Below are 24,803 nucleotides of genomic sequence, written 5' to 3' on the forward strand. Positions count from 1 at the left end.
CCGCGGCGGCTAAGAAGAAGCAGCCCGCGCAGCATGTCAAGCACGCTACCAGACGTCTCGCGATGACCCGGCCCCGGTCTCACATGATGAGAACCGAAAGGCAGGTGACGCAGCCTTCCAGCTTCTCGAACTCGGAGATGTCCACCTTGACCGGCGAAAGCCCGCGCGCCTCCAGCAGGGCGGCGGTGCGGGGGGCGGAGGCGGCCATGAGCAGCCGCGTCCCGCCGAGAGGCACGACGTGCGAGCCGGCCTCCTCCGGCGGCACCAGCAGGCCGGGCAGGTCCACGAAGGCGGGGTCGCCGATGAGCGTGCCGTCGGGCAGGGCGGTGACCGCGGACTTGAGGTGCAGCACGCCGCGCAGCTCCACCGGCACCACGGTGCGGTCCGGCAGCGCGGCGGCCAGTTGCGCGATGCCCTCGTCGTTGCTGCGCGCCGAGCGCCCGACGTAGACGGTCTGGCCGACCTGCAGCACGTCGCCGCCGTCGAGCGTGCCCGGGGCCTCGATGCGCCGCACGTCGAGGCCGAGGTCCTGGACGGCACGCGCGGTGGAGTCCACCTCGGGCCGCCGCTCGGGCGCGCCGGGCCGGGTGAGGACGGCCCGCCGCCCGGCCACCACGAGCGTGTCCTCGACGAAGGGGGCGTCCGGCAGCTCGTCGGCGGCCTCCAGGTGGACCGCGCGCCAGCCGTTGTCCTCCAGCGCGGCCACGTAGGCGGCGTGCTGCGCGAGCGCCAGAACGGGGTCCACCGGAGTGCGTTCGAGGTGGGTGACGAGGCCGTCGGCCAGCCGCGGTCCGGGCTTTCTTACCAGCGCGATACCAGACATAGGGCGTGTTCTATCACGCGGTGGCTAGAGTCAGGATCATGCAGGACAACGAGATTCTGGGCCGGATCAAGGATCTGGTGGCGGAGGAGCACGAGCTGCGCTCCCGGTTGCAGGACCGCTCGATCGGCTCCGACGAGGAGAACGCGCGCATGCGGGAGGTCGAGGTCGCGCTCGACCAGTGCTGGGATCTGCTGCGCCAGCGCCGGGCCCGGCGCGAGTTCGGCGAGGACCCCGACGCCTCCGGCGTGCGCCCGCCCGGCGAGGTGGAGAACTACCAGCAGTAGGGGCGCCGGAAAACCCGTGGCGCCCGCCTCTCCGCGTCGGTTTGGCTGGGCGGCATGGAACTGCACCGCATCGATCTCGACCGGCCGGGTCACCTGCTCGACGGCTACTACGCGGCCTACGTGGCCGGCGACGACGAGCGCCCCGAGCCGCCCCGGTCCCGGCCGAGGTTCGCGTGGATGATCACCCGGGGCTGGGCCGGCTACCCGCACGAGGCCTGGGCCGCGGTGGCGGACGGCGAGGTGGTCGGCGGCTACGCGCTGGAGTTCCCGGAGGACGAGAACCCGCACCTGGCCGAGCTGATCGCGCTGACCGTGCATCCGGCGCACCGCCGCCGGGGCGTGGGCCGCGCGCTGATCGCGCACGTCCATGAGCGGGCCCGGGCCAACGGCCGCGGCGCGGTGCTGACGTGGGCCCGGGCGGAGGGCGCCACGGCGGGGTTCGCCCAGGCGCTCGGCTTCGACCAGACCTACGCCTCGGTGCGCCGCCTGCTCGACCTGCGCACGGCCGGCTGGGACCGGTACCGGGAGCTGGCGGCCGTGCGGGTGCCCGGCTACGAGCTGGAGTACTGGGACGGCCCGGCGCGCGGCGCGCGGCTGGACGACCTGACCGCCCTGATGCAGGGCATGAACGACGCCCCGCAGGCCGAGGGGGTGGACAAACCCGACTGGGGCCGGGAGCGGGTGGCCTTCGCCGAGGAGGCGCTGGGCCCGTGCCGCCAGCGGTCGCTGGTCGTGGTCGCGCGCCGCCTGGCCGACGGCGTCCCGGCCGGCTTCACCCGCATCTACGTGGACGAGGACGGCGAACCGGCCTGGGGGCTGCAGGCCGACACGACCGTGCTGCGCGAGCATCGGGGCCGGCGGCTGGGCGTGCTGCTCAAGGCGGCCAACCTGGTGCGCCTGCGCCGCGACGCCCCCTCGGTGGAGCGCCTGGTCACCTGGAACGCGGCGAGCAACGCGCCCATGGTGGCGGTCAACGACGAGCTGGGCTACCGGCCCCTCGACGCGTGGGGCCAGTGGACGGCTCAGTCGGCGACGTAGGTGAGGAACGAGACGTGGTAGCCGCGCGCCTTGGTGCCGCGCACGTGCATCCCGACCGAGCCGCCCTCGTAGTACCAGTGGCACACGTAGCCCTTGGGCTCCTTCGAGCAGCCCATGAACTGGTGGGGCGTCGAGTTCGGGTCGTACTTGACCTTGAACTGCTGCTTCACCGCCCCGGTCGAGGCCACTTCCAGCGCCGCGTGCCGGTCGCCGCGCTGGTAGGCGCCGTAGAGCCACTTGGCCGCGGCCGAGGGCTTGGTGAGATGGCGCGAGGTGTACACGCGGGTCACCTTCGAGCCGGAGACGATCATGCGGATGCCGTTCAGCCCGCCCGGCACGGTCACGCTGGTGTGCCGGAAGTCGCAGACGCCGCCCGTGCAGTGCGGCCCGGTGTCGGGGGCACGGAACTTGTAGGCGAACAGCGTCTTGACCGCGGCCGGCGAGGCGAGCGCGGCCGCGGCGGCCGGGTCGTCGGCCAGCCAGGCCTTGAAGAGCTGCCCGGCGACCTTGGCGGGCTTGGGCGGGGCCGCGGCGGCGGCCTGGGAGTGCAGCAGGAGGGCGGCGCAGGCCGTGGCGGCGACGCCGAGCAGGAACTTCGAGCGCATGTGCCGACGGTAGGTTCGGGGGCTTGCAGGCCGATTTCTCAGCGGTTGCACTCCGTGATCGGCGCGGTGCCGGGGTCCAGCGCCGTCCACTCGGCCTCGGTCAGCGGCTTGGCGAGCCGCGCGCAGACCGCCGCCGCCACCCGGGCCGGCTCCAGCGGGAAGCTCCGGACGATCCCGCCGGGCACCGCGCCGGCCAGCGAGGAGCCGGCGAAGGCCAGCGAGGCGCCGCTCTGCGCGCCGATCTCGGTGCCGCCGTCGAAGAGCACGCCGAGCGAGCGCCGCCCGGCCACCTCCCACAGCCGGACGCGGTCGCCCCGCTCGTAGGAGGCCAGCAGCCGGCCGTCCGGCGACCAGCGGACGAACTCGGTGATCCCGGCGGCGGGGAGGTCTCCGGCGGGTCCGCTCAGATCGCCCTTCCACAACCGGATCCGCTCGTCCCCGGCGAAGGCCACCAGGCTGCCGTCGGGGCTGAACGCGGCCGGCCCGGACAACGCGCCGAGGCCGGCGGGCGCGGGCAGCAGGCGGCCGGTGGCCGGGTCGAACGGCGTGGGCGGGTTCCCGGCCAGCGCGAGCCGCCCGTCGGGGCGTACGGCCAGCGGTTCGGCCAGCGGTTGGGTCAGGCCGACGGGCACGACCCGCGGGCCGGCGCGAAGCTCCAGGCGTTCGGGCTGGAAGGTGTCCACCAGCAGCCCGCCCGGGACGAAGGCCAGCTCGTCCACGCCTTCGGCGCCGTGGGTGAAGGAGTGCAGGACCTGGCCGGACGAGGTGTCGAGCACCCGCACCCCGGCCTGCCCGCCCACGGCCAGGCGGCTGCCGGTGGGGTCGAAGGCGAGTTCCGCCCGGTAGCCGCCGAGTTCCACGGCGGGGCCGATGCGGCGGGCCGTACCGGCGTGCCAGAGCTGGGCCCGGCCGCCGGCGAAGGTGGCCAGCAGCCGCCCGCCCGGCCCCAGCACGGCCGAGCTCCCGGCGACGGCGGTGCGCGGCTCGTCGAACAGGTGGGCCAGGTCGAGCGTGGTGACCTCGCCGTCGAGGGCGAACAGCCGCAGCACGCGCCCGGCCTCGTCGAATCGGACCAGGTCGAGGTCGTCGGCGACCTTGCGGCGCACGACCGCGGTCCCGTCGTCGGTGCGCAGCACGATCAGGTCGCCCAGCAGGCTCCAGATCGCCAGGTACCGGTCGCCGAACCCGAAGGCCACCTGCAGCCCGGCGGCCGGCGCGACGGTGGCGGAGACCTCCTCGCCCGAGGGCCAGCGACGCAGCCGGACGACGCGCTCCTGCGTACTGTCGCCCGGCTCGACCAGGGCCAGCAGGCCGCCGCCCGCGCTGAACGCGGCGTCGTCGGACTCGGTCTTGGCGGTCAGCCACGAGCGCTCCAGCCGCCGCCGCGGCCCCGTCTCCCACAGCTCCACCGGCCCCGCCTTGCCGCCCGAGCGCACCACGCCGTACGCGGCGTCGGGGCTCAGGGCGTCGTACGGCACGCCGTCCGGGCTCAGCAGCCGGGTGCGGGTAGCGAGGTCCCACCAGGCGACCGCCCACTCCCCCGACGGCACCGCCAGCCGCCGCCCGGTGGCGTCGAACTCCAGCAGCCCGATGTGCGGCAGGCTGATCGGGCTGTCCAGCTCCATCCCGGTGGGCCGCGCGGAGGCCACGTCCCACAGCCGCACCCGCCGGGCGTCCTGGAGGGCGAGGGTGCGCCCGTCCGGGCTGAGCGCGGCCTTGACCGCCTCGCCGACCCCGGTGATCAGGCCGGTCCTGCGGCGCTCGCGCACGTCCCACAGCGCGGCCCGGCCGCCCGCCACCGCGACCAGCGTGCGGCCGTCGCGGCTGAGCGCGTACGTGGTGCCCGGCGCCGCCTCCGGTTCGGCGAAGACGTCGAGCAGCGGCTGGGCCAGCGAGCTGTTGAGCGCCTCGCGGGTCTCGGCCAGGTCCGGCGCGAGCCGCCAGCCGGCCACGCTGAGCGCCATGGCCGCCCGCGGGTCGCTCTGCCGCAGGTCGGCGGCGCGCAGGGCGAGCGACCTGGCGGTGGCCTCGTCCCGCTGCCGGTCGGCGACGCCGCGCCGGTACTCGGCCAGCCCCAGCCCGCCCAGCGCGGCGACCAGCAGCACGCCGAGCGCGCCGGCGAGCAGGCCGCGGCGGCGCGAGGCGCTGCGTTCCCGCCGGGTGGCGGCGGCGAGGAAGTCGCTCTCCAGCTCGGTGAGCGTCACGTCCTTCCGTTCGGTGGCCGCCCAGCGCAGGGTGCGGTCGAGGACGCTGCCGTGCAGCAGGTCGGCCGGCCGGCGGGCGTGCTCCTGCCACGAGCGGGCCGCCTCGGTCAGCCGCCGGTGGACCGGCAGCCCGTCCCGGTTGGCCGCCACCCAGCCGCGCAGCCGGGGCCAGGCCCGCACCAGCGCCGGGCCCGCCAGCGCGTAGCCGTCCGCGCTCTCGCTCACCAGCCCGGCGGCCACGTACCCGGCCAGCAGGCCCGCCTCACCGACCTCGTCGTACGGCGTGCGGCGCGGCTCGCCCTCGCCGTCCACCAGCCGCAGGAAGACCTCCGGCGCCCGCGCCCGCTCGGCCTCGGTGAGCTCCTCGAACAGCTCCTCGGCGACCGTGCCCAGGTCGGGACCGCCCTGCCCGGTGAGGTCGGCCGCGGCCTCGCCACCGGCGGCCAGCGGGTCGGCCACCTCGCCCAGCAGCGCCAGCAGCAGGTCGCGGGCGGAGGGCCGGTGGGCGGGCTCGCGCTCCAGCGCCCGGCGCACCGGGTCCCGGAGCGCCTCCGGCAGCGCGCCGAGCTCCGGCCGGAAGCCGAGCGCGCCCAGCGCCCCCTCGACCGCGTCGCGCCCGGTCGCGGCGAAGAGCACCACCAGGCCCCACGCCCACACGTCCGCCGCCGGCCCGGCCGCCCGTCCGGCCAGCACCTCCGGCGCCATGTACGTCGGCGTGCCGAGCACCGGCCCGCTCGTGGTCGGCCCGGCCTGCCTGGCCACCCCGAAGTCGATCACGCGGGGGCCGTCCGGGCCGAGGATGATGTTGTCCGGCTTGAGGTCGCGGTGCACGATGCCCGCCTGGTGGATCGCCGCCAGCGCCGCCGCCACCCCGGCCGCCAGCCGGTGCGGGCCCTCGCCGTCGAGCCGGCCCACCTCGCGCAGGCTCGGGCCCGGCACGAACTCGCTCACGATGTACGGCACCGCGAGATCGACCTCGATGACGCGTGCCGTACAGAAGGCGGCGACCTGCTGCGCCGCCGCGGCCTCGCGCGCCAGCCGGTCACGCGCCGCCGGGTCGCCCGCGCGCGGCACCTTGATCGCCACGCGTTCGCCGGCCTCGCCGTAGGCCTCGTAGACCACGCCCTGGCCGCCGGCGCCCAGCCGGCCCGCCAGGGCGTAGCGGCCCAGCCGCTGTGGGTCGGAAGCAGTCAAGGGAGCCATCGGCTGTGCCATCCTAGGGCCCTATGGACTTCCGGATCATGGGTTCACTGGAAGTGAGCGACGGCGGTCAGGACCTGACCCCCACCGCGCCCAAACATCGTGATCTGCTGACGATGTTCCTGCTCAACGCCCGGCGTCCGCTGACCGTGCCGCAGTTGCGGCGGCTGCTGTGGCCGCACGAGGACGGCGAGCGCTCCGACTCCCTGGTCCGCGGCTACGTCGGCCAGCTCAGGCAGGTGCTCGGCAAGGACGTGATCACCACCGTCTCCGGCACCTACACCTTGGCCATCGCCCCCACCCAGCTCGACGTCAACCGCTTCCGCGACCTGGTCGAGCGGGGCGAGTACGGCCCGGCGCTGGCGTTGTGGCGCGGCCAGGCGCTGGAGGACGTCGACCCGCGGGCCGAGCGGTGGACCCAGACCCGGCGGCTGCGCGAGGAACTGGCCGAGCTGCGGCTGCTGGCGCTCGAGCGGCGGCTGGAGGCCGAGCTGAACGCCGGGCGGCACCGGGAGGCCCTGGCCGAGCTGCGCGGCCTGGTCGAGCGGCACCCGCTGGCCCAGCGCCTGCACGGCCTGCTCCTGCTGGCGCTCTACCGCAGCGGGCGGCGGGCCGAGGCGCTGGAGTGCTACGGGCGGCTGCGCGCCGAACTGGACGCCGCGCACGCCATCGAGCCCGACCCCGATCTGCAACTCCTGCACCACCGGATGTTGCACGACGACGTCTCGCTGCACGTGGCGGCCGGGCCGCCGCTGCTGCTGCCGCCGGACGTCACGCCGTTCACCGGCCGGGCCGCCCTGCTCGACGAGGTGGTCGGCCCGCAGGTCACCGTCGTGCACGGGCCGGCGGGCGTGGGCAAGTCGGCGCTGGCCGTGCACGCCGCCTGGCGGGCCAGGACCGGCTTCCCGGACGGCATCCTCTACGCCGACCTGCGCGAGACGCCGCCGGGCGCGGTGCTGGAGGACTTCCTGCGCTGGCTCGGCTGCCCGGCCCGGGCGGTGCCGGCCGCGGCCGACCGGCGCGAGCGGCTGCTGCGGACGTACGCGGCCAACCGGCGGGTGCTGGTGGTGCTCGACAACGTCACCGCCGAGGCACAGGTCCGGCCGCTGCTGACCGCCGCGCCGACGGTGGTGACCAGCCGGTCCACGCTCGCCGGGCTCACCGGGGCGCGGCGGGTGGCCGTGGGGCTGCTGGAGCCGGACGAGGCCACGGCCCTGCTGAGCGACCTGGCCGGGGAGCGCGGGCCGTACGACGAGCTGGTGGCCTGCTGCGGCGGCCTGCCACTGGCGTTGCGGGTGGCCGGGGCGCGGCTGGCCGCGCGGCCGGGGTGGAGCGCGGCGCACCTGGCCGGGCTGCTGGCCGACGAGCGCGGCCTGCTCGACGGGCTGCACGCCGGGGACCTGGAGGTCCGCAGCGTGCTCGCGCTCGGCTACGAGGGGCTGGCCGAGCCCGCGCGGGCCGCGCTGTGCCGGCTGGGCGCGCTGTCGGCGCCCGACTTCGGCGAGTGGCTGGTCGGCTCCGCGCACGCCGAGCCGCTGGCCGACGCCGGGCTGCTCGACCCGCACGGCGTGGACGTGGCGGGCCAGCCGCGCTACCGGCTGCACCCGCTGACCCGGCTGTTCGCCCGCGAGCGGCTCGACGCGATCCCGCAGGTGCTGGCGGAGCTGGCCGAGGAGGTCATGGCGCGGGTGCGCATCGCCCGGTTCACGCTGGTCTCCGGGGATCCGGCCACGATCCTGGCCACCCGCGACATCCGCGAGTCGGTGCAGTGGCTGCTGGCCGAGCACGGCTTCCTGGTGGCCTTCACCGCCGACCTGGGCCGGGCCGGGCTCGACGAGGCCTGCCACCGGCTGGCCCACCTGCTGACGCCGTTCCTCGACCGGCACCGGCTGCTGGCCGACTGGCGGCAGGTGGCGACGGCCGGGCTGGAGGCGGCTCGCCGTACCGGACAGCCGCGGGCCGAGGCCCTGGCCGAGCGCGATCTGGGCGACCTGCTGCTGGCCGAGGAGCGCTGGGAGGAGGCGCACGAGGTGCTGCGCCGCGCGCTCGGGCTGGCGCTGCGCGCCGGGGCCGACACCGTGCCCGTGCGCCGCCGGCTCGGCCAGGCGCACCTGGCCCTCGGGCACCTGGCCGAGGCCGAGCGCAGCCTGGGCCGCTGCCTGGAGGCGGCCGGCCGCCCGCACGAGCAGGCCCTCACCCTGCTCGCCCTGGGCAGCACGCTGCGCCTGGCCGGCCGCGCGGGCGAGGCCGTGGCCCGGCTCACCGAGGCCGCCGCCGGGCTGGCTGAGCTGGGCGAACGCCACCGGCACGCCGACGCGCTGCTCGAACTGGCCGAGGCGGAGCTGGACCGCGGCGAGCCGGCCGCCGCCCGGCAGGCCGCCCAGCAGGCACGGAACCTCGCCACCCGGCTCGGCGACCGGCTGCTCGGCGCCCGCGCCCTCCAGGCCCTCGCCCGCGTCAACCGGGCGGAAGGCGACGCCGAACAGGCCCGCGAGCTGGACGAACAGGCCCACGCCTGGCTGGCCGCGGCCGGGGCCTGACGCGGACTCAACAAGACCTCAACACGCCCCGGCCTACTTTCCTCCTGTCGCCGGGAACCGCCCCGGAGCATCCGACCAAGGAGGACCACCATGAACACCTTCGCCAAGCTCGGCTCCGTGCTCGCCGCCGGTGCCCTCTCCCTCGGCGCCCTGGCCGCCGCCACCCCCGCCGCGCAGGCCGCTCAGCCGGCGCAGGCCGCTCAGGCCGCCAACTGCGTGCGCGTGGACCACTGGACCGGCCGCGTCTCCCAGACCGTCAAGGTGACCAACAACTGCACCTACCGCATCTCGTTCCAGGTCAAGCGGGTCGGCCCGGACAGCCCGTGCTTCCTGGTGAACGGGAACGGCTACGGGCGCACCTACCAGTGGGCCCGCTACGCCAACTTCCAGGGCATCCGCTGGAACTGCGCCTGACCGCAACGGCCGGCTCTCCCCCGGCGCGAGTGCCAACCGGGGGAAAGCCTCCTACAGTGAAGGCATGGCCTCACCACGAACCTCCGCCTTCGCCGTCGCGCTCGCCGGCGGCCTGCTGGTTCTGAGCACGACCACGCCGTGGATGGCGGTCGAGGCGGGCGTCGGCCTGTTCCGCGGCGGCCTGTCCGCCACCACGCGCGGCCTGGAAGACCCGCTGGGCCTCTACACGCTCCTCGCCGGGCTGGCCGCGGCGGCGCTGGGCGTCGCCGGGCTGCTCACCCGGCGGCGCTGGCTCACCGCCCTGGCCGCCCTGCCCGGCGCGGGAGCCACCGCCCTGGTGGTGTCCTACGTCGCCGGGCGCAGCGACGTGGGGCTCGACCTCGGCTACATCACGGTCGGCTCGGTGCTCAGGCCCGGCTGGTACGGCGCGCTGGGCTGCGCGCTGGCCGTGGTGCTCTTCGCCGTGCTGGCGATCAGTCGTAGAAGCCGAGCCGGCGCAACTGCTTCGGATCGCGCTGCCAGTCCTTCGCCACACTGATCCGCAGGTCGAGGTAGACCCGGGTGCCGAGCAGCGCCTCGATCTGCTTGCGCGCGCGGGTGCCGACGTCGCGCAGCCGCTCGCCCTTGTGCCCGATGATGATCGCCTTCTGCGAGGGCCGCTCGACGAACAGATGGGCGTAGATGTCGAGCAGGTCGTCGCGGCCCTCGCGCGGGAGCATCTCGTCGACGACGACCGCGATGGAGTGGGGCAGCTCGTCGCGCACGCCCTCCAGCGCCGCCTCGCGGATCAGCTCGCCGACCAGCACCTGCTCGGGCTCGTCGGTGAGCTGCCCGCCCTCGTACAGCGGCGGCGACTCCGGCAGGTGCTCGATCAGCACGTCGGCGACGATGTCGAGCTGCTCGCCCGACTCGGCCGAGACCGGCACGATCGCCGCGAACTCGCCGAGCTCGGAGACGGCCAGCAACTGCTCGGCGATCTGCTCGCGGGAGGCGAGGTCGGTCTTGGTCACGATGGCCACGATCGGCGTCTTGCGCACCGCGGCCAGCTTGTCGGCGATGAACCGGTCACCCTTGCCGATCTTCTCGTTGGCCGGCACGCAGAACCCGATCACGTCCACCTCGGTGAGCGTGGAGAGCACGAGGCTGTCGAGCCGCTCGCCGAGCAGCGTGCGCGGCCGGTGCAGGCCGGGGGTGTCCACGATGACCAGTTGCGCGTCCGGCCGGTGCACGATGCCTCTAATGGCCCGCCGCGTGGTCTGGGGCTTGCTGGAGGTGATCGCCACCTTCTGCCCGACCAGGGCGTTCATCAGCGTGGACTTGCCGACGTTGGGCCGTCCGACGAAGCACGCGAATCCGGCGTGATGTTCTGTGGTCACTTAGTGATTGTCCCACCAGGCGAAGGCCGCGGGCAGCACTCGGGGCGCCCAGGCGGGCATCTCGAGCCCCGACGCCTCCTCCTCGCCGACCCATCTGACCTCGGTGATCTCTTCCATGTCGGGCGTCGGCGTGCCGCCCACGACGGCCAGCGCGTAGACCGCGTTGACGTAGGCGCACTCGTGCCCGTTGGGGTAGACGGTGCGGAACTCGGGGCCGCCGAAGACGCCGATCAGCCCCCGCACCTCGACCTCGAGGCCGACCTCCTCGGCCAGTTCGCGCACGATGGCCTCCTCGGGCACCTCGTCGGGGTCGACGCCGCCGCCGGGCGGGGCCCAGAAGCCGAGGTCCTCGTGCCGGGCCACCAGCAGCCTGCCGTAGGAGTCGAAGACCATGCCGGTGACCGCGGGCAGGAGCAGCAGGCGGGAGCCGACCTCGGCGCGTAGCTCGGCCAGGTAGGGGGACATCGCCATGTCAGGACCGCAGCGTCCCGTCGGGGCCGGCGACCAGCAGGACGCCGCCCAGCTCGCGCACGAGTTCCTCGTCGCCGGCGCCGGGGCCCTCGCCCGCGGTGACCAGGGCCGCGGCCTCCAGGGAACGCGCGCCGCTGGAGACCGCGGTGGCCACCGCGACCTGCAACGCCGACAGCTTCAGCGCGGCCAGCGCGACGTCGGTGCCGCTGTAGGTGCGCCCGGTCTCGTCGCGTACGGCGGCGCCCTCCACGGACTCGTTGCGGGCGCGGGCCGAGCGGGCCAAAACGATGAGCTTGTTGTCTTCTGGGTCCACGAGAGCCCAGGTTACTTGAGGAACGAGCGCGCCAGTTGCTGGGTGCGCCGGCCGTCCACCGCGGCCAGCCCGGTGTGCACCAGCGAGATGACGGTGTCGCCGGTGCGCACCAGCAGCACGTTCATGGCGTACGGGTAGCCGTTGAGCCGTCCCTTGGCCTGCCCGCCCACCACGTCGTCGCCCACCGACTCCACGTCGAGCCGGCGCAACGTCAGCGTGGTGCCGCCGCGCGCGGTCAGGCTCGTGCACTCGTTCAGCGACTTGCCCAGGTCGCGCAGGTGCCAGTCGGCCTCCTCGCCGGTGTAGGAGGCCATGCCGACCGCGACCGTCTCGCCGAGCAGGTCGCCCTCGTAGCTGACCGCGGCCTGGGCGCGGATGCCGCGCGGCGGCGCGTGGCCGGCGGCGGCCTGCAGGACCGCCCGGCAGGGCCGGCTGGGCACGGCGAAGGGCGGCGACCAGGCCGGGCGGGCCCTGGCCGAGAAACCGTCGGGCAACGCCGGGCTGCGGTTGAGGATCTCGCGCAGCCGCCGTAGCTCCTGGCGCACCTCACCGTCGGCGTTCTGGGCCCCCTCGCCGCCGCATCCCGTCATCAGCAGGGCGCAGCAGGCGATCACTATCCAAGATCCCCGATTCACGATCAAGCATGTGCCCAGGCCACGAAAGAGGCAATCCACGGGAGTCGCCAATAAACGCTTAAGGGTGCCCTCGCCAGGCGAGAGCACCCTTAACCGTCGAGCAACTCGCGTTGCTCTCCCCCCTGGGATCCTCCTCGCGACCGCGAACCCCTCCCGGTGTCCGGACGATCCCCCAGACACCCACCGCACAGGGTGTCTGAGGAAGAGACTGCCGGAGGAAGCTTGCAATCCACTTGTAGAACGCTTGATGCCGAAAAATCCAGGACTAGTCCTGGTCGGCGGTGGCTTGCAGGGGCTCGTCGGATTCGTCGGTCTTGACGCGGCGGGCCAGCACGGTGCTGATCCGGTTGCGCCGGCCGGCGAGGCTCTCGGCGGTCAGCCGCAGCCCGGCCACCTCCGCCTCCGACCCGGCGATCGGGACCCGGCCCAGCGCGTGCGCCAGCAGGCCGCCGACCGTCTCGACGTCGTCCACCTCGATCTCGGTGTCGAACAGCTCGGCCAGCTCGTAGATCGGCATGCGGGCGGTCACCCGCAGGGCGCCGTCCGGCTGCTCCTCCACCCGGGGAGCCTCCTGGTCGTACTCGTCGGTGATCTCGCCGACGATCTCCTCCAGGATGTCCTCGATGGTGACCAGGCCGGCCGTCCCGCCGTACTCGTCGATCACGATGGCCAGGTGGATCTGCCGCGCCTGCATCTCGCGCAGCAGCTCGTCGATCGGCTTGCTCTCCGGCACGTAGCTGGCGGTGCGCATGATCGTGTCGACCCGCTCGGCGCCCGAGCGCAGCTCGGAGATGCGCCGGGCCACGTCCTTGAGGTAGGCGATGCCGATGACGTCGTCCTCGTTCTCGCCCACCACCGGGACGCGCGAGAAGCCGCTGCGCAGCGCCAGCGACAGCGTCTGGTCGAGCGTCTTGCCCCGCTCGATGAAGACCATGTCGGTGCGCGGCACCATGACCTCGCGCACGAGCGTGTCACCCAGCTCGAAGACCGAGTGGATCATCTCGCGCTCGTCCGGCTCGATCACCCGGCGCTCCTCGGCGAGGTCCACCAGGTCGCGCAGCTCGGCCTCGGAGGTGAACGGGCCCTCCTTGAAGCCCTTGCCGGGGGTGAGCGCGTTGCCGACCAGGATCAGCAGCGACGGCAGCGGGCCGAAGACCTTCGTCAGCACGTAGACGACCGGCGCGCTGGCCAGCGCGATCGGCTCGGCGTGCTGGCGGCCCAGGGTGCGGGGCGAGACGCCCACGATGACGTAGCTCACCACCACCATGACCGCGGCGGCGGTCACGTACGCCCAGCCCTGGTCGCCCATCAGGTCGATGAAGAGCGCCGCGGCGATCACCGTGGCGACCAGCTCGCAGCTCAGCCGGAGCAGCAGCAGCAGGTTGAGGTAGCGCGGCGGGTCCGTCACGATCGCCTGCAGGCGCTTGGCGCCCGGCCGGCCCTCGCGCACGAACTCCTCCGCGCGCACCCGGGAGATGCGCGACAGTGCGGTCTCCGCACTGGCGATCAGGCCGCCGCACACCACGAGCACGACGGCCAGGAGCAACCAGCCGTTCACCGGTCGCGCCACTCCTCCAGGAGCTTGGCCTGCAGGCCGAACATCTCCTTGTGCTCCTCCGGCTCGGCGTGGTCGTAGCCGAGCAGGTGGAGGATGCCGTGGGTGAGCAGCAGGTCGAGCTCGTCCTGCGTGCTGTGCCCGGCCTCGGCGGCCTGCCGCTCGGCGACCGTGGGGCAGAGCACCACGTCGCCGAGCAGCGCCGGGTCGACCGGGCCCTCGCCGTCGCCGCGGGCGCCGCCGCCCGGGCGCAGCTCGTCCATCGGGAAGGAGAGCACGTCGGTGGGGCCGGGCTCGCCCATCCACTTCTCGTGCAGCTCGGCCATGTGGTCCTCGTCCACCACGATGAGCGACAACTCCGCCAGCGGGTTGACGTCCATCGCGGCCAGCACGTGACCGGCCAGCGCGATCATGCGCTGCTCGTCCACCTCGACGCCGGACTCGTTGTTGACCTCGATGCTCATGACCGCTCCCCCGTGCGCGTGCCGTACCGGCTGCGCCCCTGCTGCTTGACCGCCGCCAGCTCCTTCTGCCGCTCGGCGTCGTAGCGCCCGTAGGCGTCGACGATGTCGCCGACCAGCCGGTGGCGCACGACGTCCTCGCTGGACAGCCGCGCGAAGTGGATGTCGCGGATGTCGCTGAGGATGCCCTGGACGACGCGCAGGCCGCTCTCCACCCCGGAGGGCAGGTCGACCTGGGTGACGTCACCGGTCACCACGATCTTGGAGCCGAAGCCCAGCCGGGTCAGGAACATCTTCATCTGCTCGGGCGAGGTGTTCTGGGCCTCGTCGAGGATGATGAAGGCGTCGTTGAGCGTGCGCCCGCGCATGTACGCCAGCGGCGCGACCTCGATCGTGCCCGCCGCCATGAGCTTCGGGATCGTCTCGGGGTCGAGCATGTCGTGCAGCGCGTCGTAGAGCGGGCGCAGGTAGGGGTCGATCTTCTCGTAGAGGGTGCCGGGCAGGAAGCCCAGCCGCTCACCCGCCTCGACCGCCGGCCGGGTCAGGATGATGCGGTTGACCTTCTTGTCCTGCAGGGCGCTGACCGCCTTGGCCATGGCCAGGTAGGTCTTGCCGGTGCCGGCGGGGCCGATGCCGAAGACGACCGTGTGCTTGTCGATCGCGTCGACGTAGCGCTTCTGGTTGGCCGTCTTGGGCCGGATGGTGCGGCCGCGGGAGGACAGGATGTTGAGGGACAGCACCTCGGCCGGCCGCTCGGAGGTCATCTTGAGCATGGCGATGCTGCGCTCGACGCCGTCGGGGGTCAGCTCGCCCCCGGTGCGCAGCACCTCGACCAGCTCCTCGAACAGGCGCACGACGGCGCCGCTCTCCTCCGGGCTGCCGGTGATGGTGATCTCGTTGCCCCGGACGTGGATGTCGGCGCGGAAAGCGCCCTCGATGACGCGCAGCAACTCGTCCCTGGAGCCCAGGAGGCTGACCATCGAGTGTTCGTCCGGAATCAGCACCTTCGCCTGAGTGCGAGTCGGCGGGGCTGGTCTGCGGGATTCGTGTGGCTCGGACATGGGCAGGCCGTACGGCCTGGTGCCTCCTGGTCTGGAGTGGTACTCGTCAACCCCATGCTATCCGGGACCTGCGGAAAGGTCTCGGGGGTTTTAGCCCGGCGGCCAGGTGAGATCCCGCCCGCCCAGAACGTGGGCGTGGACGTGGAAGACCGTCTGGCCGGCGCCGGGGCCGGTGTTGAAGACGATCCGGTAGCCGCCCTCGGCCACGCCTTCCTGCTCGGCGACGGCGTGGGCCGCCTTGAGCACCTCGTCGGCCAGGCCGCTGTCGGCCTCGGCCAGCGCGGCGGCGGTGGCGTGGTGCTCCTTGGGGATCACCAGCACGTGCGTGGGGGCCTGCGGGTTGATGTCGCGGAAGGCCAGCGCGCGGTCGTTCTCGTAGACGACCTCGGCCGGGATCTCCTTGGCGACGATCTTGCAGAAGAGACAGTCCGTCACGGCGTTCACCCTATCCGCAGGCCTCCCCGCCGGTCATCCGCCCCGCCCGCGCACCGGCCAGCACGTCGGCCATCCCTTCCGGCTCCTTCTCGCGTACGGCCAGCGTCAGGCAGCGCCGGTAGGCCTCGCCGTACTCGGGGTAGTGCTCCAGCTTGGGCCGCTCGGCCCGCTCGAGCTGGCCCTTGACCAGCTCGGCGAAGGCCGACAGCCGCTCCCGGTCGGGCGGGTCGGCGGCGTCGGCGGGCCGGGGCAGGTCGCAGGGCCGCACGTCGGTGTAGGCGGCGGCGACCACCGGCGGGTAGCCGCCGCAGGCGAAGAGCCGGCGCTGGACCTCCGGCGACAGCAGGTACTCGATGAAGGCCCGTGCCTCCTGGGCCTTGCCGGACCCGGCCGCGACCGCCAGGTTGGTGCCGCCGAGCGCCGGGGTGCCGGGCAGCGCGGAGACCTCGAAGGGCACGCCCTGGGCGCGCAGCCGGTGGTAGGCGTAGGGCCAGTGCCGCAGGTAGCCGGTCCTGCCCTGCGCGAAGGCGGCCAGGGACTCCCCCTCCCGCCAGGACCACGAGCCGCCGAACTGCTCGTTGTCGTCGGCGGTGCGCGCGGCGGCCAGGTCTCCGGCCAGCTCCAGCAGGTTGACCGTGCCGCCCTCGTAGTCGGCGAGCTGGGCGGCCAGAGTCTCACCGGTGGCCCACAGCTCCGCCCACGACCGGGGCTCCGGCAGGTCGGGGCGGCGGTAGAGGAGCCCGACGTCGGCGGCGAACGGCACGCCGTACTGGATGCGGTCCCAGGAGCCACCTTCGGCCAGGTCGCCGACCAGGCCGGTCAGCTTCCCTGGGTAGGGGTCCAGCAGCCCGGCGGCGGCGAACTCGGCGGTCGCCGCCACGTCGAGGGCGTAGACGTCGTAGCCGGGGCACCGGGAGGCGCCGTCGGCCCGCAGCTCGGCGGTCATCAGGTCGGCGACCTCGGAAACCTCCGTGACCTGCACCTCGGCGCCCCGGTAGGCGGCGATGACGGTCCGCCAGATGTCGTCCGCCGAGACGTCGGGGGCCATGGCCACGCGCACGGCGGCCGGCCGCGGGCACTCCTCGCGGTGCCCGAGCTTCCAGGCCACGGCCGGCACGAAGCCGAGCACCAGCAGGGTCGCGGCGAACCACACCAGCGGCGCGATCGCCATCCCGCTCACGGTCCGGCGGTCAGCCATAGCTTGATCAGCTCCTCGTGGACCACGTCGGCGGGGTCGTCGGACGGGGCGATCCGGTGGCAGGCGTCGCCCTCCTGCAGCAGGCGCTCGCGCAGCTCGCCGCAGTCGCCGCCGCCGGTGAGCAGGGCCAGCACGGTGAAGTCGCGCCGCGGCGACGGCTCCGGCGGCAGAGCGCCCGCGCCACCGCCGTCGGTGAGCAGCACCAGGATGCGCTCGCGCCCGCTGTCGGCCAGCCGCCGGGCCGCCTGGTCGAGCGCCCGGTCCAGGCGCAGGTCGCTGCCGGTGGTCCGGACCCGCTCGACCGCCTGGTCGAGCTCGCGGAAGGTGTCGCCGGGCAGCCGCGCGCCGGGGGCGGCGGCGGAGAAGGTCAGCACCGCCGCCTCGTCACGCCCCTCCTGCAGCCGGCCGAGCAGGTCGCGGGCGGCACTCTTGGCGAGCTCCAGCGCGCTGCGTCCCAGCGCGTCCTGGTCGGCCATGGAGCCGGAGGCGTCCAGCGCGATGGCGAACGAGGTGCGGGGGTGGGCGCGGGCGATGCGGTCCTGGAGCGCACGGACGTTGACCTCGCCCGGCGCGACCACGTCGGCCACCGGGGTGGAGACCGAGCGGAAGCCGCCGTCGGCGCGGCGCAGGCGATGCTCGTCCTCCAGGCGGTCGCCGGCCGCCGCCAGCCAGGCCGCGAGGTCTTCCGTCCAGCGTTCGCGCTCGTAGGACTGCTGGGCCCGCCAGCGCAGGTGGACCAGGTCGTAGGCGAGCACCGGCAGGCTCGGCGGGTAGAACGAGCTGACCGCGGCGCCCGGCTCGGGCTCGCCGCACTCGGGCATCCGCGCGAAGGTGAGCGCCAGGTGCTCCGGGACCACCATCGCCAGCGCCGGATCCTCGCCGTCGGCCAGCTCCTGCCGCGCGTGGCAGAGCAGGTCCACGGCGTCGGAGAGCGGCACCCCGGCCGGGGACAGGCCGAGCTCGGCGTTGATGTCGTTGAGGTTGCCCGCGTCGCCGTTGGGGTCCTTGCCGATCTCGGCCGGCGGGTAGAGCGCGTCGGTGGCGACCAGGCCGCTCTCCGACAGGTCGCCGCGCGGGCGGGCGAGCCGGCCGCCGAGCAGCGAGCGCAGCCGCTCCAGCGACTCGCGCTTGTCGGTCTGCGTCAGGCCCTCGGCGACTTTGGGCGTGACCGCGACGACCAGGGGCGAGGTGGCGATGGTGCCGAGGTTGGCGGCGCTCAGCAGGGTCTCCCGGTCGGCGACCAGCTCGGCGAGGTGCTCGGCGTGCGCGGTCACGATCAGGTCGGGGTGGACGGCGACCAGCGGGCGGTGCACGCCTTCCGCGCCGGGCTCGTCGATCCAGCCGTCCTGGGCGGCCCTGGTCAGCTCGGCCGGGGCGGGCGCGCGCTCGACGGCCACCCGGACCCGGGCGCAGCCCGACGAGCCGGCGCGCTCGCGCTCGTAGCGCGCGGCCAGGTCGGTCAGCGCCGCCCACTGCTCCACCGGTACGGCCAGCCGTACCTGCACCGGGTGCCCGCACGTGCCCAGGTCGGCCCGCTCGGCCCACCGGACGAAGGCCCAGCCCCCGGTCACCGCGGCGGCGACCAGCACGAGCCGGAGGACGACGCGCCACCCGCGCTCGTCCCGCCGCCCGCCGGCCAGCCGGTAGAGGAAGGCCGCGACGGCCGCCTGCCGGGCCCGCAGCCGCGCCAGCCGGACGCCGACCCGGCCCTGCGGGGCCCGCGACATCCGCCACGCCGCCACCAGCACGGCCAGCGCGTAGCCGCCGGCGACGACCACGTTGGGCAGCAGGGGCGGGAGGACCGGCGCCAGGTTCAGCAGGCTGGCCAGGCCCTCCAGGACGACGGCGAGCCCGGTGAGGGACTCCGCCGCCGGCTTCAGGCAGGAGCGGAAGGGCGGCGTCTTCCGCCCGGGAGGGGGATCGGGCATAGTCTCACCTGGGTCCGACCCTATGCCGACCATGCCGTTGTGAATTGGTAATCCATCGTTTCGTGCGTTGGAAGATCCCCACGGTTAGGGTGAGTGTGCGACACTTCACCCGATAAATTCGACAGATTCAGGGTCGGGCGAGGCCACCTGGCGAGGACACGACTGGGTCATGCACCCCAAGGAACCGGGAAACCCTCCAGAACCGGAAGAGCGTAAACCCACTGGGAAGGCCGCGCGTCCCACTGATGTGACCACCGAAACCTTGCTGGCCGACAGGTCGCTCGGGGCGGTGCAAGTCGGGTGGGACGCCGACATGGCCGTGACCGCGCTCTACAGCGCGCACTTTCGGTCATTGGTGCGTCTCGCTGTGTTGCTCGTACGCGACATAGCGACCGCGGAGGAAGTCGTGCAGGACGCGTTCGTCGCCCTGCACGGGGCCTGGCGCCGGCTCCGCGACCCCGACAAAGCACTGGCCTATCTGCGACAATCCGTTGTCAACCGGTCCCGTTCCGTGCTGCGTCACCGCGCGGTCGTCGAGAAGTACGCACCCAAGGGCATGCCGGACGCCCCGAGCGCCGAGAACGGCGCCATCGGCGAGTTAGAACGTTCCGCCGTCATCGAGGCCCTGCGCTCCCTGCCGACCCGACAGAGAGAGGCCCTCGTCCTTCGCTACTACGGAGACCTGTCAGAGGCTGAGATCGCCCATGCGATGGGCATCAGCAAGGGCGCGGTCAAGAGCCACACCGCACGTGGCATGGCCGCCTTGCGTTCCGTCCTGGAGAGCATCACATGACTTCCCAGCGCCCCGACGATCACGGCGACCTGCTGCGCCGTGTGCTTCGTGCGGAGGCGGACCAGGTCGTGCCGTCTCCGGAAGGACTCGAGATCATCCGTGCCCGCATCTCGCGGCGCGGTGTCCGGAACCTGTTCTGGTGGCGGGCGAGTGCGGGCGTCGCGAGCGCGCTGCTCGTGGCGGGCACGGTCGTGATGGTCGTCCCCGAATGGCGCAACACGGTCATCACCAACGTCGTCGACAACGGCGGCACCCCCATCGGACCGGCCGAGCCGTCGTCCTCCTCCACCTCGCGCAGCAAGCCGCCGGAGCAGTCCCCGCAGGACCCGCCGGCCGTGCCCAACCCGGGCACGCCCACCGCGCGCCAGCCTCAGCAGCAGCCCAAGTCCCAGCGCGCCGAGTCCACCAGCCAGCCCTCGACCTCCCCCTCGCCCACGCCGACCGAGTGCCCCACGCCGGCGCCGGAGGAGAGCGACTGCCCCGAGGAGAGCCCGTCGCCCTCGCCCTCCGAGACCACCTCGGTGGAACCGGACGGCGCCTGCCCGGGCGAGGAGTGCCCGCCGGAGGAGAGCCCGGCCGACCCCGCGCCGACGATCGAGTACAGCCCGCTGGCCGAGCCGACCGGCTGAGCCGTCACCACCTGCCGGTGCGCGCGAGCAGGACAGAGGCCGCGGCGACGCCGGCCGTGGAGGTCCGCAACACCGTCGGCCCCAGCAGAGCCGGTACGGCTGCCGCGAACCGGTCGAGTTCCTCGTCCGCGATGCCGCCCTCCGGGCCGACCACGAGCACGATGTCGCCCTCGGCCGGCAGGTCGATCCGCGAGAGCCGTACCTCCGCCGCCTCGTGCAGCACGACGCCGAGCGCGGCCTTGGCGAGCAGCTCGGCCACCTGGGCGGTGCTCGCCTGCTCGGTCACCTCGGGCAGGTGGAAGCGCCTGGCCTGCTTGCCGGCCTCGCGGGCGGTGGCCCGCCACCGGGCCAGGGACTTGGCGGCACGCTCGCCCTTCCACTGCGTGATGCTGCGCTTGGCCGCCCATGGGACGATCACGTCGACGCCGGCCTCGGTCATCATCTCGACGGCCAGCTCGCCGCGCTCGCCCTTGGGCAGGCCCTGGACGACGATCAGGCGGGGGGCGGGCGGCGGCAGCTCGTAGCTGCGCAGCACCTCCAGGCGCAGGGCGTCCTTGAGCTGCTCGGTGACCACGCACTCGGCGACGGCGCCCCGGCCGTCGGTCAGGTCGACCCGCTCGGGCGGGCGCAGCCGCCGTACCGTCGCCGCGTGGCGGCCCTCGGGGCCGCCCAGCACGATCTCGCTCTTGCCGAACTCCAGCCGGTCGGCCAGGAACACCGGGACGCTCACGTCACCATCGTCCCACGCCCGCGACCGGGCGAGAGGTCAGCGGCCGTTGAAGGCGTCCCGCAGCCGGGAGAAGAAGCCCTGCTGACCGGGGGCGAACTTGCCCGGCGGCCGCTCCTCGCCGCGCAGCTTCGACAGCTCGCGCAGCAGCTCCTCCTGGGCCGGGTCGAGCCGCGACGGCGTCTCCACGTTGACGTGGATGAGCAGGTCGCCGCGCCCGGTCTCGCTGAGCCGCTGCACGCCGCGCCCGTACATGGTGATGACCTGCCCCGACTGCGTGCCGGGCCGCACGTCGATCTCCTCGGCGCCGTCGAGCGTCTCGATGGTCAAGGAGGTGCCGAGCGCGGCGGCGGTCATCGGGATCTGCACGGTGCAGTGCAGGTCGTCGCCCCGCCGCTCGAAGATCTCGTGCGGGCGCTCGACGATCTCCAGGAACAGGTCGCCGGGCGGGCCGCCGCCGGGGCCGATCTCGCCCTCGCCGGCGAGCTGGATGTGCGTGCCGTCCTCGACGCCCGCCGGGATGCGGACCTTGATGGTGCGCCGGGTGCGGACGCGGCCGTCGCCGGAGCACTCCTGGCAGGGGTGGCGGATGATGCTGCCGAAGCCGCCGCACTGCGGGCAGGGGCGCGAGGTCATGACCTGGCCCAGGAAGGACCGGGTGACCTGGGAGATCTCGCCGCGCCCGTGACACATGTCGCAGGTGTCGGGGTGGGTGCCCGGCGCGGTGCCGGCGCCCTCGCAGACCTCGCAGCGCACGGCGGTGTCCACGTGCAGCTCGCGGGTGGTGCCGAAGGCCGATTCCTTCAGGTCGAGCTCGACGCGGATGGTCGCGTTGCGGCCACGGCGGGCGCGCGAGCGCGGGCCGCGCTGGCCGCCGCCGGTGCCGAAGAAGGCGTCCATGATGTCGCTGAACGGGAAGCCCTGGCCGAAGCCGCCCGCGCCCGCCCCGGCGTTGGCGAAGGGGTCGGCGCCGAGGTCGTACATCTGCCGCTTGTTCGGGTCGGACAGGACCTCGTAGGCCTGGGTGATCTCCTTGAACCGCTCCTGGGTCGCGGGATCGGGGTTCACGTCAGGGTGCAGCTCACGGGCGAGACGGCGGTACGCCTTCTTGATCTCGTCCTGACTCGCCTCACGCCGGACCCCGAGGGTGGCGTAGTAGTCGCTGTTTGCCACTTATCGACCTCTTATGAAGCAGCCAGGATCTGGCTGACGTAACGTGCCACGGCGCGCACCGCGCCCATGGTGACGGGGTAATCCATCCGGGTGGGGCCGAGCACGCCCAGGCGGGCGAGCTGCTGACCGCCAGAACCGTATCCGGTCGCCACGATCGACGTCCCCCGCAGTCCGCTGTAGGGGTTCTCCGAGCCGATCCGGACGGTGAGGGCGGCCGGGGTGTCCGGGGACGTCTCGCCCAGCAGCCGCATGAGCACGACCTGCTCCTCCAGCGCCTCCAGCACGTCCCGCAGGCCGCTGGAGAAGTCGGCGCCGGCCAGGTTGGCCGCACCGGCGAAGACGATCTTCTCGTCGTGCCGCTCGACCAGGGTCTCCAGCAGTACCGACAGGATCGTCGCCACGACCGGGCGGTCCTCGGCCGGCACCCGTTCGGGCAGGTCGGCGACCAGGTCGGGCACGGCGCTCAGCCCGCATCCGTCGAGGCAGGCGTTGAGGACGGCGCGCAGGTGCGCGATCCGGGCCTCCTCGATGACCTCGGGCAGCTCGATCACCCGCTGCTCGACGCGGCCGGTGTTGGTGATCAGCACCAGCATCACGCGGCGGTCGGTGAGCGGCACGAGTTCGACGTGCCGCACCGTCGAGCGGGTCAGCGTGGGGTACTGCACCACGGCGACCTGGCGCGTGAGCTGGGCCAGCAGGCGGACGGTGCGGGTCACGACGTCGTCGAGGTCGACCGCGCCGACCAGGAACGTCTCGATCGCCCGCCGTTCGGCCACCGACAGCGGCTTGACCTGCGAGAGCCGGTCGACGAACAGGCGATAGCCCTTGTCCGTCGGCACGCGGCCCGCGCTGGTGTGCGGCTGCGCGATGTAGCCCTGCTCCTCCAGCACCGCCATGTCGTTGCGGACGGTGGCCGGGGAGACGTTGAGGTTGTGGCGCTCCGCGAGCGCCTTGGAGCCCACCGGTTCGTTGGTGGACACGTAGTCCTCGACTATGGCGCGGAGGACCGCGAGTTTCCTGTCGTCGAGCACGTGCTCACCTCCTGCGTCGACCTTACCGAGAACGTCAGATCTGGCACTCTGTGTTCCCGAGTGCCAAGTGTACGGCGCGCGCCCGCGTGGTGCGATAAGGCCTGCTTGGCCCGTGCCGCGAAGGGGCCCGGGGACCCCGGTATGGCGATATGTGGCGACATGGAGTCAGACTGCTAGATATGACCGACGATTCCCAGACCCCGCCCGAGGACTCCACCCGGCGCGTGTCGCGGGACGACGTGCCCCCGCCCCCTCCCGGCCAGCCTCCCACCGGCCCCCAGGCTCCGCCGTACCAGCAGCCTCATCACGGGTCGGGCCCTCAGTACGGGCCCGGCCCTCAGTACGGATCCGGCCCTCAGTACGGATCCGGCCCGCAGTACGGCCCTGGTCCCCAGTACGGCGGGCCGCCGCCGCCCCAGGGCGGGCCCGGTCAGCCCCCGCCCGGGCAGCAGCCGCCCTACGGCGGGTACGGCCAGCAGCAGCCCTACGCCGCGCCCCCGCAGTACTTCCAGCAGCCCTACGGCGCCCAGCCCTACCAGCAGCAGCCGCGCCCGAAGGTGAAGCCGTCGCTGTGGTGGATCGGCGGCGCCTGGGCTCTGGCGGTGGTCGCGGCGATCGTCGGCGGCGTCCTGTTCGTGGCCAACCTGTCGGAGTCCGGCTTCGGCCCGGTCCGGACCTTCGCCTCCGGGGAGCAGGTCACCGTCCGGCTCGACCCGGCCGACGAGCCGACCCTGTACTACACCGGCCCGCGCGCCAACTACACCTGCAAGAGCCTGGGCGACGCCCAGCTCTCCCAGGCCACCGGCAACGAGACGGTGACCATCAACAACCTCACCTGGCACGTCATCGGCAGGGTCAGCGTGCCCTCGGCCGGCGACTACCAGGTGCTGTGCACCACGCAGGAGCAGGTCGCCGGGCGCTTCGGCGTGGGCGCCGCCCCGCTCAAGGGCCTGGCCGGGGTGCTGGGCGGCATAGGCGGGCTGATCCTGCTGTCGCTGGGCGGCTTCCTGGTGGCGGTCGTCGTCACGATCGTCGTCCTGCTGCGCCGCAGCGCCAATCGCAAGCGGCTGCTGCTACCGTCCCAAAGGTGACGCGATACGACGGAGACGTGCTCGCGGGCAACTGGCGACGGCCGCTGAAGGGCAAGATCCCCCAGGTGCCCGCGGAGCTCGACCTGGTGGTCGAGGACGCCGACAGCGGTTTCTGCGGCGCGGTGGTGGGCTGCGACAAGGAGGCCGTCACCCTGGAGGACCGCTTCGGCCGCCGGCGGCTGTTCCCGCTGGCGCCCGCCGCCTTCCTGCTGGAGGGCAAGCCGGTCACCCTGGTCCGCCCGGCCGCCGCGCCCCGCGGGCCGGCACGGAGCGCCTCGGGGTCCATCGCGGTCGAGGGGCTGCGGGCCCGGGTCGCCCGCGAGAGCCGCATCTACGTCGAGGGCGTGCACGACGCGGCGCTGGTGGAGAAGATCTGGGGCCACGACCTGCGGGTCGAGGGCGTCGTCGTGGAGTACCTCGAAGGCGTCGACCACCTGGCGGCCATCGTCGAGGAGTTCGGGCCCTCCCCGGATCGCCGCCTGGGCGTGCTGGTCGACCACCTGGTCGCCGGGTCCAAGGAGAGCCGCATCGCCGCTCAGATCACCTCGCCGCACGTGCTGGTGGTCGGGCACCCCTTCGTCGACATCTGGGCCGCGGTCAAGCCGTCGGTCCTGCGCATCCCGGCCTGGCCCTCGGTGCCCAAGGGGGTGCCGTGGAAGGAAGGCGTCATCGCCGCGCTCGGCTGGCGGATGGAGCCCGCGGAGGCGTGGAAGCGCATCCTGGGGTCGGTGTCCTCCTACGCGGATCTGGAGCCCGAACTGCTGGGGCGGGTGGAGGAGCTCATCGACTTCGTGACTAACCCGGGTGACTCCGATTAG

25 protein-coding genes are annotated in these 24,803 nt (G+C 73.7%); 9 read left to right on the forward strand and 16 right to left on the reverse strand.

Annotation, left to right across the window (positions count from 1 at the left end; genetic code table 11):
• Nucleotides 1-79: 79 nt before the first annotated feature.
• Nucleotides 80-823, reverse strand: a complete 744-nt coding sequence (gene ddaH, locus AB0I67_RS23615; protein WP_357927288.1) for a dimethylargininase — start codon at nucleotides 821-823, stop codon at nucleotides 80-82.
• Nucleotides 824-861: 38 nt separating this feature from the next.
• Between ddaH and AB0I67_RS23620 the strand changes: the two genes are divergently transcribed.
• Entirely contained in the window at nucleotides 862-1,107 is a 246-nt protein-coding gene (locus tag AB0I67_RS23620) for a DUF2630 family protein (RefSeq protein WP_357927289.1), read from the forward strand.
• 54 nt (nucleotides 1,108-1,161) lie between these two features.
• The gene (locus AB0I67_RS23625) at nucleotides 1,162-2,145 is read left to right on the forward strand and encodes a GNAT family N-acetyltransferase (RefSeq protein ID WP_357927290.1); all 984 of its coding nucleotides are present in this window, start codon (nucleotides 1,162-1,164) and stop codon (nucleotides 2,143-2,145) included.
• Here the strand turns inward: AB0I67_RS23625 and AB0I67_RS23630 are convergent.
• A complete protein-coding gene (locus AB0I67_RS23630) occupies nucleotides 2,130-2,750 on the reverse strand; it encodes a hypothetical protein (protein WP_357927292.1) in 621 nt (206 codons plus the stop codon). The genes AB0I67_RS23625 and AB0I67_RS23630 overlap by 16 nt on opposite strands.
• A gap of 38 nt (nucleotides 2,751-2,788) precedes the next feature.
• Nucleotides 2,789-6,157 (reverse strand): WD40 repeat domain-containing serine/threonine-protein kinase, encoded by a 3,369-nt coding sequence (locus AB0I67_RS23635; protein WP_357927294.1) that lies wholly within the window; start codon nucleotides 6,155-6,157, stop codon nucleotides 2,789-2,791.
• A gap of 38 nt (nucleotides 6,158-6,195) precedes the next feature.
• Here AB0I67_RS23635 and AB0I67_RS23640 point away from each other — a divergent pair, with 38 nt between their 5' ends.
• From AB0I67_RS23640 to AB0I67_RS23650, 3 genes are all read left to right on the forward strand, one after another.
• A complete protein-coding gene (locus AB0I67_RS23640) occupies nucleotides 6,196-8,694 on the forward strand; it encodes a BTAD domain-containing putative transcriptional regulator (RefSeq protein ID WP_357927296.1) in 2,499 nt (832 codons plus the stop codon).
• Nucleotides 8,695-8,784: 90 nt separating this feature from the next.
• On the forward strand, nucleotides 8,785-9,108 hold the full coding sequence (locus tag AB0I67_RS23645) for a hypothetical protein (protein WP_357927298.1): 324 nt from the start codon (nucleotides 8,785-8,787) through the stop codon (nucleotides 9,106-9,108).
• Nucleotides 9,109-9,172: 64 nt separating this feature from the next.
• Nucleotides 9,173-9,646, forward strand: coding sequence for a hypothetical protein (locus AB0I67_RS23650; RefSeq protein WP_357927300.1), 474 nt, complete (start codon nucleotides 9,173-9,175; stop codon nucleotides 9,644-9,646).
• On the opposite strand, the gene era is transcribed toward AB0I67_RS23650, so the two are convergent.
• The 10 genes from era to AB0I67_RS23700 form a co-directional block, all read right to left on the reverse strand.
• Nucleotides 9,582-10,484, reverse strand: coding sequence for a GTPase Era (gene era, locus AB0I67_RS23655; protein ID WP_357927302.1), 903 nt, complete (start codon nucleotides 10,482-10,484; stop codon nucleotides 9,582-9,584). The genes AB0I67_RS23650 and era overlap by 65 nt on opposite strands.
• Nucleotides 10,485-10,955 carry an NUDIX domain-containing protein gene (locus AB0I67_RS23660; protein ID WP_357927304.1) on the reverse strand — a complete coding sequence of 157 codons (471 nt, stop codon included), beginning with the start codon at nucleotides 10,953-10,955 and terminating at the stop codon, nucleotides 10,485-10,487.
• A 1-nt stretch (nucleotide 10,956) separates the two neighbouring features.
• Nucleotides 10,957-11,268 carry a cytidine deaminase gene (locus AB0I67_RS23665; protein ID WP_357927306.1) on the reverse strand — a complete coding sequence of 104 codons (312 nt, stop codon included), beginning with the start codon at nucleotides 11,266-11,268 and terminating at the stop codon, nucleotides 10,957-10,959.
• Nucleotides 11,269-11,279: 11 nt separating this feature from the next.
• The gene (locus AB0I67_RS23670; protein WP_357927308.1) at nucleotides 11,280-11,882 is read right to left on the reverse strand and encodes a hypothetical protein; all 603 of its coding nucleotides are present in this window, start codon (nucleotides 11,880-11,882) and stop codon (nucleotides 11,280-11,282) included.
• 286 nt (nucleotides 11,883-12,168) lie between these two features.
• On the reverse strand, nucleotides 12,169-13,461 hold the full coding sequence (locus tag AB0I67_RS23675) for a hemolysin family protein (RefSeq protein WP_357927310.1): 1,293 nt from the start codon (nucleotides 13,459-13,461) through the stop codon (nucleotides 12,169-12,171).
• Nucleotides 13,458-13,922 carry an rRNA maturation RNase YbeY gene (gene ybeY / locus AB0I67_RS23680; RefSeq protein ID WP_357927311.1) on the reverse strand — a complete coding sequence of 155 codons (465 nt, stop codon included), beginning with the start codon at nucleotides 13,920-13,922 and terminating at the stop codon, nucleotides 13,458-13,460. The genes AB0I67_RS23675 and ybeY overlap by 4 nt, the downstream gene beginning before the upstream one ends.
• On the reverse strand, nucleotides 13,919-14,980 hold the full coding sequence (locus AB0I67_RS23685; protein ID WP_357927313.1) for a PhoH family protein: 1,062 nt from the start codon (nucleotides 14,978-14,980) through the stop codon (nucleotides 13,919-13,921). The genes ybeY and AB0I67_RS23685 overlap by 4 nt, the downstream gene beginning before the upstream one ends.
• A 90-nt stretch (nucleotides 14,981-15,070) precedes the next feature.
• On the reverse strand, nucleotides 15,071-15,415 hold the full coding sequence (locus AB0I67_RS23690; RefSeq protein ID WP_357927315.1) for a histidine triad nucleotide-binding protein: 345 nt from the start codon (nucleotides 15,413-15,415) through the stop codon (nucleotides 15,071-15,073).
• A 10-nt stretch (nucleotides 15,416-15,425) separates the two neighbouring features.
• Nucleotides 15,426-16,613, reverse strand: coding sequence for an extracellular solute-binding protein (locus AB0I67_RS23695; protein WP_357927317.1), 1,188 nt, complete (start codon nucleotides 16,611-16,613; stop codon nucleotides 15,426-15,428).
• Nucleotides 16,592-18,541, reverse strand: coding sequence for a vWA domain-containing protein (locus tag AB0I67_RS23700; RefSeq protein ID WP_357927319.1), 1,950 nt, complete (start codon nucleotides 18,539-18,541; stop codon nucleotides 16,592-16,594). Before AB0I67_RS23700 ends, AB0I67_RS23695 begins: the two co-directional genes overlap by 22 nt.
• Before the next feature lie 313 nt (nucleotides 18,542-18,854).
• Between AB0I67_RS23700 and AB0I67_RS23705 the strand changes: the two genes are divergently transcribed.
• On the forward strand, nucleotides 18,855-19,334 hold the full coding sequence (locus tag AB0I67_RS23705) for a SigE family RNA polymerase sigma factor (protein WP_357927532.1): 480 nt from the start codon (nucleotides 18,855-18,857) through the stop codon (nucleotides 19,332-19,334).
• Complete coding sequence (locus tag AB0I67_RS23710) at nucleotides 19,331-19,963, forward strand: hypothetical protein (protein WP_357927321.1); 633 nt, start codon at nucleotides 19,331-19,333, stop codon at nucleotides 19,961-19,963. Before AB0I67_RS23705 ends, AB0I67_RS23710 begins: the two co-directional genes overlap by 4 nt.
• A 4-nt stretch (nucleotides 19,964-19,967) precedes the next feature.
• Here the strand turns inward: AB0I67_RS23710 and AB0I67_RS23715 are convergent, their stop codons facing one another.
• The 3 genes from AB0I67_RS23715 to hrcA are packed head-to-tail and all read right to left on the reverse strand — an operon-like array spanning nucleotide 19,968 to nucleotide 22,894.
• Nucleotides 19,968-20,693, reverse strand: a complete 726-nt coding sequence (locus tag AB0I67_RS23715) for a 16S rRNA (uracil(1498)-N(3))-methyltransferase (RefSeq protein ID WP_357927322.1) — start codon at nucleotides 20,691-20,693, stop codon at nucleotides 19,968-19,970.
• Between the two features lie 36 nt (nucleotides 20,694-20,729).
• The gene (gene dnaJ / locus AB0I67_RS23720; RefSeq protein ID WP_357927324.1) at nucleotides 20,730-21,863 is read right to left on the reverse strand and encodes a molecular chaperone DnaJ; all 1,134 of its coding nucleotides are present in this window, start codon (nucleotides 21,861-21,863) and stop codon (nucleotides 20,730-20,732) included.
• A gap of 11 nt (nucleotides 21,864-21,874) precedes the next feature.
• Nucleotides 21,875-22,894, reverse strand: a complete 1,020-nt coding sequence (gene hrcA / locus AB0I67_RS23725; protein WP_357927326.1) for a heat-inducible transcriptional repressor HrcA — start codon at nucleotides 22,892-22,894, stop codon at nucleotides 21,875-21,877.
• 179 nt (nucleotides 22,895-23,073) lie between these two features.
• Here hrcA and AB0I67_RS23730 point away from each other — a divergent pair, with 179 nt between their 5' ends.
• The gene (locus AB0I67_RS23730) at nucleotides 23,074-23,985 is read left to right on the forward strand and encodes a hypothetical protein (RefSeq protein ID WP_357927328.1); all 912 of its coding nucleotides are present in this window, start codon (nucleotides 23,074-23,076) and stop codon (nucleotides 23,983-23,985) included.
• A complete protein-coding gene (locus AB0I67_RS23735; RefSeq protein ID WP_357927330.1) occupies nucleotides 23,982-24,803 on the forward strand; it encodes a DUF3097 domain-containing protein in 822 nt (273 codons plus the stop codon). The genes AB0I67_RS23730 and AB0I67_RS23735 overlap by 4 nt, the downstream gene beginning before the upstream one ends.

This window comes from Nonomuraea sp. NPDC050310, from assembly GCF_040655795.1.
Lineage (GTDB): Bacteria > Actinomycetota > Actinomycetes > Streptosporangiales > Streptosporangiaceae > Nonomuraea.